The sequence below is a fragment of the Candidatus Nanopelagicus limnes genome (genome assembly GCF_002287885.2).
GTDB classification, from domain to species: Bacteria; Actinomycetota; Actinomycetes; order Nanopelagicales; family Nanopelagicaceae; genus Nanopelagicus; species Nanopelagicus limnae.
Window position 1 is genome coordinate 1,032,885 of the sequence record NZ_CP016768.2, and the last position, 20,107, is coordinate 1,052,991.

The window sequence follows — 20,107 nt, forward strand, 5'->3', positions numbered from 1 at the left end:
CATAATGGTTCAGATAATTCTTGCCTCAGCATCACCATCTCGGCTTCGCCTTTTAGAAAGCGCTGGGATCTCTCCTAAGGTTTTAGTTAGTGGGGTTAACGAAGAGGCCTCTGAACTTGATTCACTTACTCCCTCAGAACTAGTTATAGCTTTAGCGATTCTAAAAGCACACACCGTTAAAGAGCTAGCTCCTGCCGATTCTTTAATTATTGGATGTGATTCAACATTTGAGTTTGAAGGAAAATCACTTGGCAAACCAGGGAGCAAAGAAAATGCAATTTCTAGATGCAAGCAATTAAGTGGTAAATCTGGATATCTTCACACCGGGCATTGCGTGATCGATTTAAAAAATGGCATAGAGTTAAGTGAAAGATCAACCTCTAAAGTTCAATTTGCTCAAATGACTGATGCTGAGATTAGTGATTATGTAGATTCAGGTGAACCATTAAATGTTGCAGGTGGCTTCACATTGGATGGCTTAAGTGCTCCATTTATTACAAATATTGAGGGTGACCCAAGTGGAATTATTGGCTTATCGCTACCTTTATTAAGAAAAATGGTTATCTCATTAGGGTATAGCTGGCCTGACTTAAAAAATAAGTAAGTATTTAGGATAAGTTTGGCTTATGAAGAAGTTGTATAAAGACCCTATTGGCACAGCTGAAAAAGCTGCCAAAGCGATTGCAAAGATAACTGGAAAAGCCAAGCATGATGTTGCACTCGTTATGGGATCAGGTTGGATTTCAGCCGCTGACGCACTTGGCACACCCACTCATGAATTTGCTGTAACAGAATTACCTGGCTTTCCTGCGCCAACAGTTGCAGGCCATGGCGGAAAATTGCGTTCTTATAAATTATCAAATGGTTCAAATGCTTTAGTTTTCTTAGGTCGTACCCATTTTTACGAAGGTTTAGGCATGGAGCCAGTAGCGCATGCGGTTAGAACTGCGGTTAAAGCAGGGTGTAAAAACATTGTGTTAACTAATGCTTGCGGAGGAATTAATACAGATTACAAAGTTGGACAGCCAGTATTAATCAGAGACCACATCTCACTGACAGCTGCTTCACCATTAATTGGTGCAGATTTTGTTGACCTTACAGATTTATACAGCAAGAGATTAAGACAGATTGTTAAAGAGGAAGATCCATCTTTAGCTGAAGGTGTCTATGTTCATTGGCGTGGACCATCCTATGAAACACCTGCTGAAATTAAGATGATGAGAAGTATGGGAGCGGATTTGGTTGGAATGTCTACTGTTCCAGAAGCAATTGCTGCACACGCACTCGGCGCAGAAATTCTTGCTATTTCTTTGGTGACAAATGCTGCCGCTGGAGTAACTGGTGAAAAACTAAATCATGCTGAAGTCATAGCCGCTGGTAAAGCTGCTGCTGATCGGATGGGAAATCTACTAGCGAAGGTTTTGCCTAAGTTGTGATCTCAGATCAGCTAAAAAATGAAGTTTTAGATTGGATTGATAATGATCCAGATGCAAAGACAGCTAACCAATTAACACAGTGGCTTAAAGAGGAAAATAAAACAGAGTTAGAAAAATGTTTTGCTGGGTTCTTACAATTTGGCACAGCTGGTTTACGTGGCCCAATGGGCCCTGGTCCTTCCTGCATGAATCGTGCCGTTGTAAGTAGAACAGCGACTGGAATTCTTGCATTTATGAAAAAAAATAATTTGAGTTCAGTAGTAATTGGCCGCGATGCTCGGCATGGATCAGAGCAATTTGCAAAAGACAGCGCAGAGATATTTGCTGGTGGCGGTATAAAAACTTATGTATTACCAAGAGAACTTCCAACTCCAGTTCTCGCATATGTAGTCAATAAAATAAAAGCTGACGTTGGAATTATGGTTACGGCAAGTCATAACCCAGCAAATGACAATGGCTATAAGGTTTATTTGGGTGGAGTATTTGATGGTATTAATTACCATGGCTCTCAGATAATCTCCCCAATTGATACGCAAATATCAAATCTAATTGAAGTGGCTGAAAAACAACCTGCTAGAGCCGACCAATATGAAATTGTTAATGAATCTGTAATTGATCAATACATAGTAGAAGTATCAAAGTTGGCGACTAAATCAAATAACTTAAAGGTTATCTACACGCCACTGCATGGAGTCGGGGCCGAAACATTTATAAAGGTTTTTGAAAAATCTGGATTTAAGGCACCAATAGTTGTGAAAGAACAAGTCAAACCTGATCCAGATTTTCCCACTACAGCCTTTCCTAACCCGGAGGAAGCCGGAGCTATCGACATGGCACTTGCCTATGCCAAGGAACATAATGCAGATTTAGTTATTGCAAATGACCCAGATGCTGATCGTTGCGCAGTTGCAATTAATGATTCAGCACTTGGTTGGCGGATGTTACGAGGGGACGAAGTTGGCACATTACTTGGCCACTATTTAATTAGTAAAAGTTCAACAAAGAATGCTCGAATTGCGAATTCATTAGTCTCATCATCACTGCTTGGGAAAATAGCAAACAAGCATCACTTGGAGTTCAAAGAAACTTTGACGGGATTTAAATGGATTTCTAAAGTTGAGAACCTTTTATTTGGATATGAAGAAGCGCTTGGTTACTGCGTTGATGCAGCAAATGTGAATGATAAAGATGGAATTAGTGCTGCTGTCGTAATTGTTGAGATGGTTTCTGAGTTAAAAGAAAAAGGGTTCACCATAAATGAATATCTGGAAAAAATCGGCCAAGAGTATGGCTTTCATTCAACTGATCAGATTTCACTTAGATTTAGCGATCTTAAGCAAATAGATCTATTGCTCAGCAAAGTAATTGATCAACCACCTACAGTTCTATCTGGTCATACATTGGTATCTAAAGAGAACTTAAGTCAATCAAAGTTAATGCCAACCCCTGGTATTAGATTGAAGTATGCAAATGGGATTCGAGTAATTATTAGGCCAAGTGGAACTGAACCTAAACTTAAATGCTACATAGAGGTGGTGGCTACAAGTAAAAATGAGGCCGAATCTCTAATCTCGCAAATAAAGCAGGCATTGACTAAAGTACTCACATGATTATTGATGGAAGTGAAAAATCACTTCGAAAGTTTCTCTCCGATCTACCTCCCGTAGATCAAGTGGGAGCAGAAGCAAGAGCAGCAATGCTAGCTACTCGAAGTATTAAAACTAGTAGTAAAGCCTGGGCCATAGATATGGCAATAAGCATGGTTGATCTAACAACTCTTGAAGGAGCAGATACTCCTGGGAAAGTTAAAACTCTTTGCGCCAAAGCTGTCAGGCCAGATCCATCTGATTTAACTGTTCCATCCGTGGGCGCAATTTGCGTTTACAACGATATGGTAAAAATTGCTCGCACTGAATTAGATCGAATCGGCGGTAAATCTCTGCCGGTTGCAGCAGTTGCAACCGCATTTCCATCTGGCAGAGCATCTCTTGCTGTTAAGAAGATTGATACACAAGATGCAATAGATGCTGGTGCAAATGAAATCGATATGGTCATTGACCGTGGCGCTTTTCTATCGGGCAGAATTTCTGATGTCTTTGAAGAGATTAGAGTCATTAAAGAAATTTGTGAGAAAAAAGCTCACCTCAAAGTTATTCTAGAAACAGGTGAATTAGTTACATATGACAACGTTAGAAAAGCTTCATACCTTGCGATGTTGGCTGGCGCAGATTTCATTAAAACCAGTACTGGAAAAGTCGCACCAGCAGCTACTGCTCCAGTTGTTTTGGTAATGCTTGAGGCAGTCCGTGATTACTTCACCTTAACCGGTGAAAAAATTGGCGTTAAACCTGCTGGTGGAATTCGCACAACTAAGGATGCAATCAAACAGCTTGTGCTTGTAAAGGAAACTGCTGGGGAAGAGTGGCTAACCCCAGATTTGTTTAGAATTGGGGCTAGCGCCTTACTTAATGATTTACTCATGCAGCGAATGAAGCTACGTACTGGGCACTACGCTAGTGCCAACTACGTAACTGTAGATTAGGAGCGTTATGAGCGATTTTGAGTACGCAAACGCGCCTGAGTCAAAGGCAATTGCAAATATTTCACCAAGCTATGGCCTGTTTATTGGCGGTAAGTTTGTAGATCCTAAAAAAGGAAAAAGTTTTAACACTATAAATCCAGCCACTGAAGAGTTGTTATCAAAGGTTGGTTACGGCGATAAATCTGATATCGATGCAGCCGTAAGAAGTGCTAGAGCTGCATACACAAAGATATGGTCAAAAATGCCGGCAAAAGAGCGTGGTAAATATCTATACCGAATTGCTCGAATTATGCAGGAACGGGCTCGCGAGTTCGCAGTTGTGGAAACTTTAGATAACGGCAAGCCGATAAGAGAATCTCGTGACACAGATATTCCACTTGCTGCTGCACATTTTTTCTATCATGCTGGCTGGGCAGACAAATTAGAATATGCCGGTTTTGGAAGTAAGCCAAAACCACTTGGTGTGGTTGGGCAAATAATTCCTTGGAACTTCCCATTATTAATGCTTGCTTGGAAAATTGCGCCAGCACTTGCTGCTGGAAATACAGTTGTATTAAAACCAGCTGAAACAACTCCACTTACTGCACTTTTATTTGCACAAGTTTGTCAGCAAGCAGGACTTCCAGATGGAGTAGTAAATATTGTTACCGGTGATGGAATTACTGGAGCTGCCCTAGTTAATCATCCAGATGTGAACAAGGTTGCATTTACTGGTTCGACAGAGGTTGGTAAAGCAATAGCTAGATCAATATCGGCAACTAAAAAAACTGCCACACTAGAGCTTGGTGGCAAAGCTGCCAATTTAGTATTTGAAGATGCTGCAATTGATGAGGCAGTTGAGGGAATTATTAATGGTATTTTCTTTAATCAGGGCCATGTTTGCTGCGCAGGTTCACGTTTAATTATTCAAGAAAATGTTGCTGATGAAGTATTAGAAAAACTTAAAAAAAGAATGAGCCTGATTCGAGTAGGTGATCCGATGGATAAGAACACAGACTTGGGAGCAATCAACTCAAAAGAGCAGTTAAATAAGATTGAAGAGATATCTAAAACTGGTGATGCTGAGGGAGCCAATAGATGGTCACCGGATGTAAAACTTCCAACAAAAGGATTCTGGTACCCACCAACTATTTTCACAGGTGTTACGCAATCACATCGAATTGCTAGGGAAGAAATATTTGGTCCAGTTTTATCAGTTCTCACATTCAGAACACCAGCTGAGGCAATCGAGAAAGCCAACAACACTATGTATGGATTATCTGCAGGAATCTGGAGCGATAAGGGTGCAAAAGTTTTATGGGCTGCTAAGCAATTAAAGGCTGGCGTGATCTGGAGTAACACATTTAATAAATTTGATCCTGCAAGCCCATTTGGCGGATACAAAGAGTCAGGTTGGGGTCGTGAAGGTGGACGCCACGGTTTAGCAGGTTATTTAACATCTGATTCGAAGGTGAATAAATGAGCTCACTAGATATAAACAAAACTTATAAGTTATTCATTGGTGGTGCTTTCCCACGTAGTGAATCTGGTCGAGTCTATGAAGTTAAAGGTGCCAATAAAAAATTCTTAGCTAATCCTGTTCTGGCATCTAGAAAAGATTTAAGAGATGCAGTCGTTGCCGCTAAATCTGCCCAATCTGGTTGGGCAAATGCAACCGCCTTTAATCGCGGGCAAATTCTTTATCGAATTGCAGAGATTATGCAAGGCAGAAGTGAACAATTTGTTGAAGAGATCTGCGCACTTGAAGGTGTAACAACAAAGGCGGCAAAACTTCAAGTAGCAGAAGCGATTGATACTTGGGTTTGGTACTCCGGTTGGTGTGACAAGTTATCTTCTATTTCTGGGTCACAAAATCAAGTTTCTGGTCCGTTTTATAACTTTACAACTCCAGAAGCTTTGGGAGTTATTGCATTATTTGCCGAAGGCAAACCTTCATTACTTGGCGCAGTACGCACGTTAGCTCCAGTACTTGCTGCTGGAAATTCAGCTATATTAATTGCCAGCGAGTCATATCCCCTACCAGCAATAACTTTAGGTGAAGTAATCGCAACAAGTGATGTGCCAGGTGGAGTTGTAAATATTCTCACTGGTAAAACTTCTGAGCTTTTGCCTTGGATTGGCTCTCATATGGAAATCGATGGCGTAGATGTGGCTGGATTAAATAAGAAGCAGGAGGATGAAATTAAGCTAGTAGGCGCAGATAACTTAAAACGTATTTCTAGATTTGCACCAGCTAATCATCCAGAGAGGATTTTAAGCTTCATGGAGCATAAAACTATTTGGCACCCGATCGGTATTTAACTACTCAGCTGATATCACTGCGTAAGCAGGTTTAACTACCTTTTCTATAATTTCTAGTCTTTCCTCAAAAGGGATAAATGAACTCTTAAGTGCATTTACAGTTACTCGTTGTAAATCGGTAAATTTCCAGCCAAACGATTTAACACATTCTGACATTTCATTACTCATTGAAGTCCTGCTCATTAATCGATTATCGGTATTTAGAGTTACGCGAAAACGTAATTTTGCCAGCATGCCAATTGGATGCTCAGAGTAAGTTTTAGCGGCACCTGTTTGAAGATTTGAGGTTGGGCAAAGCTCAAGTGGAATTCTGCGATCTCTGACATATGATGCAAGTGGGCCAAGCTTTGGTTTATCCCCGCTAAAGTCAATGTCATCAATAATTCTTACGCCATGCCCAAGACGTTCTGCGCCACAGATTTGAATAGCCTCCCAGATGGATGGCAATCCATAAGCTTCACCAGCATGAATTGTGAAGTGAGCATTCTCTTTACGCAGATACTCAAAAGTTTCTAACTGGTTTGATGGTGGAAAGCCATCTTCTGGTCCTGCAATATCAAATCCAACAACTCCTTTATTTCGATACTTAACAACTGCTGCAGCTGGTTCTTGGGATCGATTATTTTGTCGCATGCCGCAAAGTAATGATTCAACTCTTATTTTGTTACCTTCACTTGCTGCCTCTGCCATTCCTTGTTTGTAACCTTCAAGAGTTGCCTCAACAACCTGATCAAGAGTTAAACCTTGTTCAGTGAATAACTCAGGTGCACCTCGCACCTCCGCATAAACCACACCATCTCTTGCTAGATCAATTGCGCACTCTCTTGAAACTCGAATGATCGCTTCTTTGCTCTGCATAACTGCAATTGTGTGTGAGAAAGTTTCAAGATAGCGCACCAATGAGTGTGAATTACAGGATTCTTCAAACCAATCTGCAAGCTTTATCGGGTCATCAGTTGGTAACTTCTTGTAACCAATTTGTTGAGCAATCTCAATAATAGTTTCAGGGCGCAAACCACCATCTAAATGATCATGTAATAACGCTTTTGGAACGCGTTTAATCTGATCACTTGTAGGTGTTTTATCTAAAGACACTTACCCCTCAATTCTTTCAACAACTAATGGTAATCGCTTAACTTCATCATCTTTACCACCAATTGAAAATCCACCAACTAACGCATCTATTGCGCGTTCAAATCTTGCTACTTCATCTGTGTGTAGAGTTAAAATCGCTTGATCCTTTGTAACTAGATCCCCTGGTTTGGCATGAATTTCAATTCCAGATCCAAGTTGTAAAACTTCACCTTGTTTTTGTCTACCTGCTCCTAATCGCCATGCTGCAACGCCAACTTTCATTGCATCTAAATTTAAAAGCTTTCCAGATGCAGTTGCCTTAATTTCCATTTTCTCTTTCGCAACTGGCAATGGCGCATCATTATCTCCGCCTTGCGCTGTAATCATTTTTCGCCAAACATCCATTGCCATGCCGTTTTTTAATGCTTCCTCTGGTGAAACTTTAGGTTTTATGCCAACCGCATCCAGCATCTCATTTGCCAACAAAAGAGTTAATTCGATGACATCACTAGGTCCACCACCAGCTAACACCTCTAGTGTCTCCCTGATTTCAAGAGCATTTCCAGCAGTTAAGCCAAGTGGCACATCCATGGCAGTAACAAGTGCTCGGGTTTTTACACCTGCATTTTTTCCTAAATCAACCATTGTTCTAGCGAGTAATGCTGCATCCTTTGGATCGCTCATAAAGGCACCAGAACCAGTCTTAACATCTAGCACTAAAGCACTTGTTCCTTCGGCAATTTTCTTACTCATAATTGAGGATGCAATTAATGGAATTGCTTGCACGGTTCCTGTCACATCACGCAGGGCATAAAGTTTTTTATCAGCTGGTGCTAACCCGGCACCTGCTGCGCAAATAACTGCGCCACATTCTTGAATTACTTTTAACATCTCCGCATTGGAAAGATTTGCTTTCCAGCCTTTAATAGATTCCAACTTATCTAGAGTTCCTCCGGTATGACCTAGCCCTCGGCCTGATAGTTGTGGCACCGCAGCACCGCATGCTGCTACTAAAGGTGCGAGTGGCAAAGTAATTTTGTCGCCAACACCACCAGTTGAATGCTTATCAACTGTTGGGCGATCAAGCATTGACCAATTCATTTTTTCACCACTTGCGATCATGGCTTCGGTCCATTTAGAAATTTCTCGATTATTCATTCCGTTAAGCAAAATTGCCATCAGTAATGCTGACATTTGCTCGTCTGCTATAACACCTCGAGTGTAAGCATCGATAGTCCAGTCGATTTGTTCATTACTTAATTCATGTTTATCGCGCTTTGCTGAAATGATTTCAACAGCAGCGAATTTTTCACTCATTTAAGGTCCTCTGGACCAAACCCCCAAGGCAATAGATATGACAGTGGCTTAGGGCCATCAGGTGTCATAAACAACATTTCATTACCGCCATGTTCAAACAATAACTGGCGACAACGACCACATGGAGATAGATACTCACCTTTACCATCAACACAAACCACTGCGATTAATCTGCCACCACCTGTAGCAGTTAATGAAGAGATAAGTCCACACTCTGCGCAAAGGCCAACGCCATAACTTGCATTCTCACTGTTACAACCAACAACTATTCGCCCATCTGAAACTAAGCCAGCTACGCCAACTTTAAAATTTGAATAGGGAGCATAAGCTTTTTGCATAACATCTTTAGCGGCTAAATGCAGTTGCTCCCAGTTAATATCCATGGGCTAATTCTCCTACGAAATTAAACTATTTATTACCGCGAGAGTATGGGATTCCATCTGCTGCAGGCGCTCGAACACGTCCTACCAAGCCAGAAACCGCAATGATTGTGGCAACGTAAGGAACCATCAACATTAGTTCTGATGGTAGGGCTACGCCGGAGATTGAAAGATTACTTTGTAGACTGTTAGCAAAACCAAAAAATAGTGCAGCTACAAGTGCCCCTCGTGGCGTCCATTTACCAAAAACTAAGCAAGCAAGGGCGATGAATCCTGCACCAGCAGTCATCGACTGAGAGAAAATTCCAACGGCGCCGATTGTAAATACTGCGCCACCTATACCCGCCACCAATCCAGCAAGCATTACATTTCTAAATCTTAATTTATTAACATCAATTCCAACTGAATCAGCCGCAATAGGAAGTTCACCAACAGCTCGAGTGCGAAGGCCCCAACGAGATTTATGCAAAGCTACTTGAATCAAAATAACGATTGCATACATTATGTAGACAATTATCGTTTGATTAAACAAAACAGGACCAATTATTGGGATCCTAGACAAAATAGGAATAGGTATCGCTGAAAAACTTCCTGCAGCATTCCAAGTGCTGTCATAAGGCACAAGCAGGGTTGAATAAAAGAAATTAGTTAGCCCTAAAACCAAAACATTTATAACAAAACCAACTATAACTTGGTCTACTTTAAAGTTAATTGCAAAGTAAGCCAAGATCAGTGATACCAAAGCACCAGCAATTGGCGCTGAGATTAATCCCCAAAGTAAATTCTGTGTAAGGCTTGCAACTATCGCAGAGATGAAGGCTGCAAATAGTAATTGGCCTTCAATGGCAATATTTATAACACCAGACTTTTCGCAAAGTAATCCAGACATAGAACCAAAAATCAGTGGAACAGCTAGCAAAAGTGCTGCTTGAAGTAACCCAGTAAATGGGATGAATTTTCCAGCTGCTGCCCAACATAGGAATGACATGATGCTGCCTAAGCCAAATACAAAACTACCAAAGGATAAGGATTTATCTGACTTAAAGCCTAAGTAAGAAAGCCCAACTCCAAACAGTGCCAAGATCATAAATATTCCAGAGCCAACTCTTGAACTAATACTCCACTCACTTAACAACTTAAATTCATCGCCAAGAATAAATCCAAAAGTAATTGGTTCAGTTTTCTTAGATGTCAGATAGAAAATAGTCGTGAAAACACCAAACAAGCCCAACATCGTATAAACACTCTTTTGCTTACGTTTTTGTACTAAATTCAACTCTGCCATTAGCCGTTCCAACCTTTAGCAGTTAAAGTCTTTGATTCAACGCTATTTTTCAATCTGAAGACTCGCTTTAGCAGCATCGGAGTTGCGATGAATAAGACTATTAAGGCTTGAATAACTTGAACAATTTCTGATGGCGTACCAGTATTGGAAAGCAAAGTTCTGCTGCCAGTTTGAAGTGCGCCAAAGAGTAATGCTCCCAGCAAGGTTCCAAGTGGAGTTGCTTGCCCAAGTAGAGCTACCGTGATCGCATCAAAACCGATGCTGCCAGCAATTCCCGCAGTTAAAGAGTACTCAGTACCAATTAGATGTACTGCCCCACCTAATCCAGCTAAACCGCCACTAATAAACATCGTTGCAGTTGTTACGAATGGAACTGAAATTCCTGCAGTCCTAGCTGCATTTGAGTTTGCTCCGACTGCCCTAAATTTAAAGCCGATAGTGCTTCTCGTTAATAACCACCAAACAAACAAAGTGGTTGCCAGCGCTATAAATATTCCAAAATGTAATCTTAAATCGCCACCAAATATTTTCGGTAACTGAGCGCTGCTATTTACTTCAGGTGCGATCGGGTCTTGCCGTTCTGCCCGCAAAAATGCCTGAGTTTTCAGCAACCAAAGAACAAACAAGGAAGCAATGTAATTGAGCATAATAGTTACAATTACTTCGTGCGCTCCTGTTTTTGCTTTAAGCAAACCTACAAACCCGCCAAATAAACCACCGAGAACTATTCCAACTATTAAAACAAGTGGAACATGAATTAGCGGTGGCAATTCATAAGCAAATCCAACATAAGAAGCACCAATCGCTCCAAAAATAAACTGACCCTGAGCTCCGATGTTAAACAGGCCAGATCTAAATGCTAGAGCCACAGCCAATCCTGCAAATAAAAGTGGAACTGCAGTAACAATTGTTTCTGAGAGTGGATAGAACCCACGGAAAACTCCAGATTCCCTTGCCAGATTAACATCGTAAATAGAACCTTGGAATATTGCTAAATAAGAGTTGCCAATTCTTGATCCTGCTGATGTTAAGAATTTTCCTGGTGAACTTAGTTGTCCCATAATCACAGGATCTGAGAGAACAATAATTATTCCACCAATAAAGAATGCAAAAACAAAGGATAGAAATGGTAATAATGCATTCTTTCTAAACGCCATAAGGAATCTAGTAATCACTTGATGCCTGCCATCATTAAGCCTAGTTTTTCTCTAGATACATCAGAATCTACTACTCCGACAATTTCACCTTTATAAATTACCGCAATTCGGTCAGCCAACTCCATTACTTCATCTAACTCACTACTAATCAGCAATATAGCTTTTTTATTAGCTCGCTCAGCAAGTAATTTCTCATAGACAAATTCAATAGAACCAACATCTAGTCCTCTGGTTGGTTGTGCTGCAACAACTAATTTAACTTCGCGTGAAAGCTCTCGCGCAAGTACTACCTTCTGCTTATTTCCACCAGACAGTGAAGAGGAATTATCCTCAATGCTTTGTGTTCTAACATCAAATTCTTTTACTAATGTTGTGGCATTATTTTGAATATAGGCTCTATTTAATTGTCCTCTGCTTGCAACAGGTTCTAAATCGTGAACATCTAAAATCAAGTTTTCTGTGATTGAAAAGGTGGAGATTAATCCATCCAGTTCTCGAGATTCTGGAATGTAGGCAATTCCAGCCCGCAATGAATCCCTAACCGTAAAACCTTGAATCTCTTGTCCATCTAATTTTATGGAGCCGGATGAATGTTTCTCAAGGTTAAGTAGCGCCCTAGCTAATTCAGATTGTCCATTGCCTTGAACACCAGCAATAGCAACAATTTCTCCAGCGCGAATATTTAAAGAAAGATTGTTTATAACTTTACGGCCAGCATCATTAAATATATTTAAGTTGTTGATCTCTAGAACATTAATACCAGGGTTAAAGGCCACTTTATTAGGCGCTAAATCAACTTGGCGTCCCACCATCAGATTAGCTAACTCCTCTTGTGAAGCGGTTGGTAGTTGAGTTCCTACCACCTTGCCCAACCTAATAATTGTTATCTTGTCGGCTACTTCTTTAACTTCTCTAAGTTTATGGGTAATGAAAATAATTGAAGTCCCCTTAGATTTTAAGACCTTCATAACATTTAGCAACTCATCAGTTTCCTGGGGAGTTAGGACTGCTGTTGGTTCATCTAAGATCAAAACCTTGGCGTCATACATAAGCGCTTTAACTATTTCAACTCGCTGCTGCACACCAACAGGTAAATCTTCAATAATAGCGTCTGGGTCAATATCAAATTTAAACTCATCAGATAACTTCTTAATTTTTGTTTTAATCTCAGCCAAACTCATAATGCCAAACTTAGATTTTTCGCGTCCGAGCGCAATATTTTCTGCCACCGTAAACACTGGAATTAACATGAAATGCTGGTGCACCATACCGATACCATGCTTAATTGCATCTGATGGTTCATAGATTTTTACCGTCTGATCATCAACAAGAATCTCGCCAGAATCTGGCTGCAACAGACCATAAACAATATTCATTAAAGTTGATTTGCCGGCACCGTTTTCGCCAAGAATGGCGTGAATTTCACCTTTACCGACTTTTAAATTTATTTGGTCATTTGCAATTAAATTGCCAAAACTTTTGGATACTCCCCTTAACTCTAAGGGCATCAACTACTCCTTAATGTAACTGGGTGAGTTAGAAATCTAACTCACCCAGCAATAGTGCTCGACTAAAATTTATAGTCGATTACGCATTGTTTACATCAATATATCCAGCAGCAATGTTTGCAGCTAGATCTTTTACTTCATTTTGCAGTGAGGCAGGAATCTTCTTTGCCCAAGCTGGAGTAATTGCATAGCTAACACCCTTGTTTGAAAGTGAGCCTACATACTCTTTGCTTGTGAATTTGCCTTCATATGCTTCTTTAGTTACAGCCAATACACCTTCAGCTAAGCCCTTAAGAGCTGAAACTGGAGTAACACTCGCGTATTGCTTGCCTGTATCCATAACCTTTGCATCTACCCAAATAACGTTTGATTTCTTTGTCTTTACGCTATTTGCAGCAGTTGTTGCTTGCATTCCACCGGCAACTGGGAAAATTACATCTGCACCCTGTTGCTCAAATGAGATTGAGGTTTGTAGTGCTTTGGTTGTGTCATCAAAGCTACCAAGGAAAGTTCCAGTCTTAGTCTTTGTGTTCCAACCAAGTACTTCAACCTTCTTGTTCTTCACCTCGTTGTAGTACTGGACTCCCTTTGCATAACCTTCCATGAAGATTGTTACGGTTGGAATCTGAATTCCACCATAAGTTGCAACCTTGCCAGTCTTGCTCATGCCAGCAGCTAAGTAGCCAACTAGGAATGAGTTTTCGTCAGTCTTGTAGGTAATTCCCTTTTGGTTTTTTCCTGAAGACCATCCATCAACTAGCGCGAAGTTAACTGAAGGATTAGCAGGTGCAGCCGCTGCAAATGCATCACCAAGTAAATATCCAACACCGATGATTAGGGTGCACTTCTTATCTAAAAACTTTTTAATATTTGGTGCATAGTCAGCATTTGATTTTGCTGGTAAGTATTCAATTGATGATGTGTAGCCAGCTTTTTGAGCAAGCTTTGCACCTTCATATGAAGTTTGGTTGAAAGACTTGTCATTAATTCCAGCGGTATCTAGTGCTACACAGACCTTTTGCTTGGTTGCAGCATTAGCAGCTGGTGAAATTGCTACTGATGAAATTAGCGATGCAGCTGCAATAGCCACAACGACTTTATTTACTTTTTTCAAAATCCCTCCCTAGGACTTAGACCCAAAAATGATGGGGTTAGTTGTGTGCTGACCTTATCGGTGAGGAATCAGGCTTTAAGTCAGGCGCCCAAGTTAGGTTGATTACGATTTCTTTAGATTTCCTTAAACTCTAAATGGAGAGTTTAAAGTTTTTTACAGATTTCTATCAGTTACCTAGATTTTTGACCCGACCGGCCTTTAAATTAGCCAATATTCCTTGGATTTTTGCTGAGAAGGCTGATCCAGCAACAATCTTCACTGAAAGCCCACCATCCTTCAAATTGTAGCGATTTCCATAGATACCTTTTTTAGAATCTAGAATATTCAAAATATTTTTATCCGATAACTCAGCAGTGATGATCTGTTCTACCGCTAGATCATAACGTTTTGAAACTGCGACATATTGATTCTTTTTTCCTGCTGAAAAATTCAAAAAGTATTGATCAGGCAGTATGCCAGAAATAAGAATTGGTGTCGCAGCGCTATTAAATCTAGCAACGGTGGATATTACTTCATCTGACTTCGACCAAGTTGAAAAAAGCTGATCTACTCCTGAATTAACTAGGCCAGCAACCTCAGCTTCAATATTTGAATCAGCTAACTTACTGAAAACTTTAATTTTTGAATTTCCCGCCGCCGCACCTTTTGCAAAAACAGCGGCATATTTCATTGAGATTGGATCGGCCTTAGGTGCAATAAAACCAATTTTTCCACTCTTGCTCTTCACCGCCATCGCAGCAGCCGCTAAATAAATAGCTTCAGAGGTAGCAAATGACAGATTGGAAACATTTGTCATCGCAACAGATTCATCATCGATTATTGCAAATTGAGTATTTGGGTACTCATTTGAAATTCGCCGCACCGTATCGGCATATCCTGAACCAACACAAATAATTAATTGGTATTTATTCTTGGCTAGGAACCTAACTCGGGTGATTCGATCCCCAAGGTTGCCATCAGTTATTTGCTCCCGCACATCTAGTCTTGAGATGTTAAGTTTTTTTATCGCCCGCTCTAATCCCAGCGCGGCAAGATCATTTAGGCCATTATCTCCTCGGCCGCCAACATCATAGGCAATAGCGATTTTCTTTGGTTCAGCAGCGATTGAGTTTGGCAGTGTGAGCGTGGTTAATAAAGAAAGAACTAGAGCAAAAAACGTAAAACGCTTAGCCATTATTAATCAGACCTAGTGCGGTGTAAACATCAGATAATGTCTTGCCAGCAACTTGGTTAGCTTTTTCTGCGCCAGATTTCAAAATCTTAATTAGCTCGCCCTGATCATCCATCAACTCCTGCGTTTTAACTCGGATTGGGTTTAATGCTTCAACCACAACTTCGGCAACCTGTAATTTGAAATCACCATAACCTTTGCCAGCAAACTCATTTTCAATCTCCTTAACAGATTTTCCAGAGAAAGCTGAGTGGATAGTTAATAGGTTAGAGATTCCAGGCTTTTCTTTTTCATCATATTTAATCTCTTTGCCAGCATCTGTAACACTGGACTTAAACTTCTTAATCGTGGCCTCTGGTGAATCTAATAACTCAATTACCCCGGCCATAGAGGCAGCTGATTTACTCATCTTCGAATTTGGATCTTGTAAATCATTTATCTTGGCTAAGGATTTAATTATCTGTGCCTGTGGAATGTTAAATACCTCTTTGTATTTGGTATTAAATCGTTGGCCTAGATCTCTAGTTAATTCAATGTGCTGTCTTTGATCTTCACCTACTGGCACAAAATCTGCTTGGTAAAGTAAAATGTCGGCTGCTTGTAAAATTGGGTAGGTAAATAATCCAACATTAGTTCGATCAGCCCCACCTTTTTGAGACTTATCTTTAAATTGTGTCATTCGGCCAGCTTCGCCGAATCCAGTAATGCACTCCAGTACCCAAGCTAATTGGTTGTGAGCAGGTACGTGAGATTGAATAAATAATGTACACAGCTTTGGATCCACGCCAATAGCAATTAATTGCGCAGCTGAAAGTAGTGTTCGCTTTTCTAATAATTTTGGATCAGTTTCAACTGTGAGTGCGTGAAGATCAACTACACAATAAAAAGCATCATGTTCTTTTTGTAGATCAACCCATTGCTTGATTGCGCCTAAGTAATTTCCTAGATGAAATGAGTCATGAGTTGGCTGAATGCCAGAAAGCACCCGTTTTTTGCTCAAGATTTCACATCATCTCTGGCAAGTAATAATTGACCTACCCGCTTGCCACTCATGCTGATAATTGTAAAGCGTGCACCATTGATTCGAACCACATCATTTACCTGCGCAATTCTTCCTAAATAATGCATCACAAAACCACTGACAGTTTCATATGGTCCATCTGGCAAGGAAATGCCGGCTAGATCATGTAAATCTTCAAGTGAGATTAACCCATCAATCTCTATATCCCCTGTGCGTTGCTCGAGTTCTGGCTGTGCTTCATGGCCGTCATACTCATCATGGATCTCACCGATTAAACATTCAACTAAATTTTCTAAAGTGATGATTCCATCAGTGCCGCCGTACTCATCAAGCACGATTGCAATGTGCTGGCGTTTGCTTCGCATCTCAGTCAAAGCTGGCAAAACACCTTTAGTGCCAGGCAAGAAGATTACATTTCTGACAATTTCCATAATGGTTATCTGGGCATCATCTAATTTCGGATTCAGCAAATCTCGAACGTGTAAAAATCCGATTACCTCATCGCTGCTGCCTCTAACTACTGGGTATCTGGAGTGAGCAAGTTCAACAGCAATCTTTCTGGCTTGTGAAATACTTAAGGATGCATCTAAGAAATCAACTTCAGTTCTTGGCACCATCACTTCGTGAATTAAACGATCGCTGGTATTAAACACCTCTTCAACAATATCTCGCTCTTCTTTCGTTAAATCTGCATGACCGCTAACTAAATCCATTAATTCAACATCAGAAATCTGATTACGCTCACTCTTTGAGGTAATACCAAAAATCTTTACAATCAAATCAGTTGAATGCGAAAGTAACCAAATAACTGGTCGAAAAAATATGGCAACGCGATCAACGATGGCAGCGGTTGCGAGCGCAATACTCTCACTCTTATAAAGTGCCAATCGCTTGGGCACTAACTCACCAAAGACTAATGAGATGTAAACAATCACTAATGTGATTGCCACAATTGAAACTATCTCACTGCTACCAGCAGATAAGCCCAACTCCTCTAATCTTGGAATAACAAATACGCCAAGTTGTTCAGCGCCTAGCGCTGCTGATAAGAATCCACATAAGGTGATGCCAACCTGCACTGCGGCTAAGAAACGGTTTGGATTACTAGCTAGCTTTGCTACCCGAGCCCCACGTTTACCCTTAGTTGATATCTGTTTGACCTGGGAATCACGTAGGGAGATAAGTGCGATCTCAGCGGCCACAAAGATTCCGCCCACCGCAATTAGGCCTAAAACGATTGCAATACTTGGTAGCGCACCTTCAGCCATATCTCCAATGGTATCTAACTGCGCACATAGCCCGCCCTGTGAGCGCAAAAACTGCGCCCCTTCCTCTTTTTAGCCAATCTGTCGTAGCCTTTGCCAACTCTCACAACCGTGAGACCTTCATCCAACGGATCGTCGGGCACGTACCTGCCCGGAGAAGGAGTAATAAAATCATGGCATCAGTTGTATTTTCCCAAGCATCACGAATTTATCCCGGCACTACAAAACCTGCGGTAGATAAATTAGATCTAACTGTTAATGATGGTGAGTTCTTAGTATTAGTTGGACCATCTGGTTGCGGTAAATCAACCTCACTTCGAATGTTAGCTGGATTAGAAGAGATTGATACTGGATCAATTCGTATTGGCGATAAGGATGTAACAAATGTTGCACCTAAAGACCGCGATATTGCAATGGTATTTCAGTCATACGCGCTATACCCACATATGTCAGTTGCTGAAAATATGGGATTTGCATTAAAGATTGCTGGCGTTGCAAAAGAGGAACGCGATCGCAGAGTTTTAGAAGCTGCAAAATTATTAGATTTAGAAGATTACTTAGACCGCAAACCTAAGGCACTTTCCGGTGGACAACGCCAGCGAGTTGCAATGGGCAGAGCGATTGTGCGCGAGCCACAGGTCTTCTTAATGGATGAACCATTATCAAACCTAGATGCAAAACTTCGCGTTGCTACCCGTACCCAAATTGCAGCGCTGCAACGCAGATTAGGAATCACCACTGTTTATGTAACTCATGATCAGGTAGAGGCGATGACCATGGGTGATCGAGTTGCAGTATTAAAGGATGGCTTATTGCAACAGGTTGATACTCCAAGAAATCTTTATGAAAGACCACAAAATGTATTTGTTGCTGGATTTATTGGCTCACCTGCCATGAACCTGCTAACTGCACCTGTATCTGGTGGCAAGGCAATGCTTGGTAGTTTAGGCATCGCAATTCCATCTGCTGGTGGCTCATCAGTAACAGTTGGTATTAGGCCAGAGGGCTTTGTGCCAGCAAGTACTGGATTTGAAGTAGCAGTTGAGGTAGTTGAAGAGCTGGGCGCTGACGCGTTTGTTTATGGCAAGCCAGTTGATAAATCACTTAAATTCGCTAACACCAGTGAGGAGTTAGGTCAGGTAATTATTCGTTGGGATCCAAAGAACCCACCAAAGCCTGGTCAAACCGTTACCGTGGGAGTTAATCCTGATGTTGTTCATCTATTTGATGCAACAAGTGGCAAGCGACTTAATTAACTAAGAAAATTAAAAAGCCCCACTCAATCAGAGTGGGGCTTTTTTTATTAAAGCTTTAAGCCATTGCTTTCTTCAAATTATCATCAATAGCAGCCAAAAACTCTTGGGTATTAAGCCATGGCGCATCTTTGCTAATTAGTAGTGCTAAATCCTTTGTCATCTTGCCGCTTTCAACTGTTTGGATACACACTCGCTCTAAAGTTTTAGCAAACTCTGCGACCTTAGGAGTGTTATCTAGTTTGGCGCGGTGAGCTAAGCCTTGCGTCCAAGCAAAGATAGATGCAATTGGATTTGTAGAGGTTGCTTTACCCACTTGATGATCGCGGAAGTGGCGGGTAACTGTTCCATGGGCTGCTTCTGCTTCAACTGTTTTGCCATCTGGAGTCATTAGAACTGAAGTCATTAATCCGAGTGATCCATAACCTTGTGCAACAGTGTCGGACTGAACATCACCGTCATAATTCTTACACGCCCAGATATATCCACCCTCCCAGCGAAGTGAGGTGGCAACCATGTCATCAATTAAACGATGGTCGTACTCAAGATTATTCTTGGCAAACTCTGCCTTAAACTCTTTTTCAAAAACTTCAGCAAAGATATCTTTAAATCGGCCATCGTATGCCTTAAGAATTGTATTTTTAGTCGAAAGGAATACTGGGTACTTACGGATTAGGCCGTAGTTAAATGATGCTCTTGCAAAATCTCTAATTGAATCATCCAAGTTATACATAGCCATTGCTACACCAGATGAAGGAAAATCAAAAACATTAAACTCCATCGGCTTTGAACCATCAGTTGGTGTGAAAGTAACAGTTAGCTTTCCTGCACCTGGAACTTTAAAATCTGTGGCACGGTATTGATCACCAAACGCATGACGGCCAATCACAATTGGCTTTGTCCAGTGCGGAATTAAGCGCGGAACATTCTTAATGATGATTGGTTCGCGGAAAATTACGCCACCTAAAATATTGCGGATTGTTCCATTTGGGGATTTCCACATTTTCTTCAACTTAAACTCTTCAACTCGCGCCTCATCCGGTGTGATAGTTGCGCACTTAACGCCAACGCCATGTTTTTGAATGGCGTGAGCTGAATCAATAGTTACCTGATCATCTGTCTTATCCCGATATTCAATGCCTAGGTCGTAATACTCAAGATTTATATCCAGATAAGGCAAGATCAAAGAGTCTTTGATGAACTGCCAGATAATTCTGGTCATTTCATCGCCATCTAATTCAACTACTGTGCCCTCTACTTTTATCTTATTCATAATTTATCTC

General features: G+C 40.9%; 18 protein-coding genes. 7 read left to right on the forward strand and 11 right to left on the reverse strand.

Translation table 11 applies throughout. The features are described from left to right. Positions 1 to 4 precede the first annotated feature (4 nt). From B1s21122_RS05265 to B1s21122_RS05290, 6 genes are read left to right on the forward strand one after another with little or no spacing between them, the layout of a single operon-like run. Entirely contained in the window at positions 5 to 604 is a 600-nt protein-coding gene (locus tag B1s21122_RS05265; RefSeq protein WP_095680294.1) for a Maf family protein, read from the forward strand. Positions 605 to 626: 22 nt separating this feature from the next. Next, a complete protein-coding gene (locus tag B1s21122_RS05270) occupies positions 627 to 1,436 on the forward strand; it encodes a purine-nucleoside phosphorylase (protein ID WP_095680293.1) in 810 nt (269 codons plus the stop codon). Beyond that, positions 1,433 to 3,046, forward strand: a complete 1,614-nt coding sequence (locus B1s21122_RS05275) for a phospho-sugar mutase (protein WP_095680292.1) — start codon at positions 1,433 to 1,435, stop codon at positions 3,044 to 3,046. Before B1s21122_RS05270 ends, B1s21122_RS05275 begins: the two co-directional genes overlap by 4 nt. Beyond that, on the forward strand, positions 3,043 to 3,978 hold the full coding sequence (gene deoC / locus B1s21122_RS05280; RefSeq protein ID WP_095680291.1) for a deoxyribose-phosphate aldolase: 936 nt from the start codon (positions 3,043 to 3,045) through the stop codon (positions 3,976 to 3,978). The genes B1s21122_RS05275 and deoC overlap by 4 nt, the downstream gene beginning before the upstream one ends. A gap of 7 nt (positions 3,979 to 3,985) precedes the next feature. Continuing rightward, positions 3,986 to 5,440, forward strand: coding sequence for an aldehyde dehydrogenase family protein (locus B1s21122_RS05285; RefSeq protein ID WP_095680290.1), 1,455 nt, complete (start codon positions 3,986 to 3,988; stop codon positions 5,438 to 5,440). Continuing rightward, the gene (locus B1s21122_RS05290; RefSeq protein WP_095680289.1) at positions 5,437 to 6,279 is read left to right on the forward strand and encodes an aldehyde dehydrogenase family protein; all 843 of its coding nucleotides are present in this window, start codon (positions 5,437 to 5,439) and stop codon (positions 6,277 to 6,279) included. The genes B1s21122_RS05285 and B1s21122_RS05290 overlap by 4 nt, the downstream gene beginning before the upstream one ends. Here B1s21122_RS05290 and B1s21122_RS05295 read toward each other — a convergent pair whose 3' ends face one another. The 10 genes from B1s21122_RS05295 to B1s21122_RS05340 all read right to left on the reverse strand — a co-directional run bounded on the left by B1s21122_RS05295 (position 6,280) and on the right by B1s21122_RS05340 (position 17,574). Then, positions 6,280 to 7,374 (reverse strand): adenosine deaminase, encoded by a 1,095-nt coding sequence (locus tag B1s21122_RS05295; RefSeq protein WP_095680288.1) that lies wholly within the window; start codon positions 7,372 to 7,374, stop codon positions 6,280 to 6,282. Next, entirely contained in the window at positions 7,375 to 8,670 is a 1,296-nt protein-coding gene (locus tag B1s21122_RS05300; RefSeq protein WP_095680287.1) for a thymidine phosphorylase, read from the reverse strand. It lies immediately after the preceding gene. Then, entirely contained in the window at positions 8,667 to 9,053 is a 387-nt protein-coding gene (locus tag B1s21122_RS05305; RefSeq protein ID WP_095680286.1) for a cytidine deaminase, read from the reverse strand. The genes B1s21122_RS05300 and B1s21122_RS05305 overlap by 4 nt, the downstream gene beginning before the upstream one ends. A 25-nt stretch (positions 9,054 to 9,078) precedes the next feature. Next, positions 9,079 to 10,335, reverse strand: a complete 1,257-nt coding sequence (locus B1s21122_RS05310) for an ABC transporter permease (protein ID WP_095680285.1) — start codon at positions 10,333 to 10,335, stop codon at positions 9,079 to 9,081. Next, complete coding sequence (locus tag B1s21122_RS05315; protein WP_095680284.1) at positions 10,335 to 11,492, reverse strand: ABC transporter permease; 1,158 nt, start codon at positions 11,490 to 11,492, stop codon at positions 10,335 to 10,337. Before B1s21122_RS05315 ends, B1s21122_RS05310 begins: the two co-directional genes overlap by 1 nt. A 14-nt stretch (positions 11,493 to 11,506) precedes the next feature. Further along, the gene (locus B1s21122_RS05320) at positions 11,507 to 13,000 is read right to left on the reverse strand and encodes an ABC transporter ATP-binding protein (RefSeq protein WP_095680283.1); all 1,494 of its coding nucleotides are present in this window, start codon (positions 12,998 to 13,000) and stop codon (positions 11,507 to 11,509) included. 79 nt (positions 13,001 to 13,079) lie between these two features. Then, on the reverse strand, positions 13,080 to 14,114 hold the full coding sequence (locus B1s21122_RS05325; protein ID WP_095680282.1) for a BMP family lipoprotein: 1,035 nt from the start codon (positions 14,112 to 14,114) through the stop codon (positions 13,080 to 13,082). A 166-nt stretch (positions 14,115 to 14,280) separates the two neighbouring features. Next, entirely contained in the window at positions 14,281 to 15,288 is a 1,008-nt protein-coding gene (locus B1s21122_RS05330) for a BMP family lipoprotein (protein WP_095680281.1), read from the reverse strand. Beyond that, the gene (trpS, locus tag B1s21122_RS05335) at positions 15,281 to 16,285 is read right to left on the reverse strand and encodes a tryptophan--tRNA ligase (RefSeq protein WP_095680280.1); all 1,005 of its coding nucleotides are present in this window, start codon (positions 16,283 to 16,285) and stop codon (positions 15,281 to 15,283) included. The genes B1s21122_RS05330 and trpS overlap by 8 nt, the downstream gene beginning before the upstream one ends. Continuing rightward, complete coding sequence (locus B1s21122_RS05340) at positions 16,282 to 17,574, reverse strand: hemolysin family protein (protein WP_095680279.1); 1,293 nt, start codon at positions 17,572 to 17,574, stop codon at positions 16,282 to 16,284. Before B1s21122_RS05340 ends, trpS begins: the two co-directional genes overlap by 4 nt. Positions 17,575 to 17,744: 170 nt before the next feature. Here B1s21122_RS05340 and B1s21122_RS05345 point away from each other — a divergent pair, with 170 nt between their 5' ends. Next, positions 17,745 to 18,827, forward strand: a complete 1,083-nt coding sequence (locus B1s21122_RS05345; RefSeq protein ID WP_095680278.1) for an ABC transporter ATP-binding protein — start codon at positions 17,745 to 17,747, stop codon at positions 18,825 to 18,827. A 55-nt stretch (positions 18,828 to 18,882) separates the two neighbouring features. On the opposite strand, the gene B1s21122_RS05350 is transcribed toward B1s21122_RS05345, so the two are convergent. After that, positions 18,883 to 20,097, reverse strand: coding sequence for an NADP-dependent isocitrate dehydrogenase (locus tag B1s21122_RS05350; RefSeq protein WP_095680277.1), 1,215 nt, complete (start codon positions 20,095 to 20,097; stop codon positions 18,883 to 18,885). Between the last annotated feature and the right edge of the window lie 10 nt (positions 20,098 to 20,107).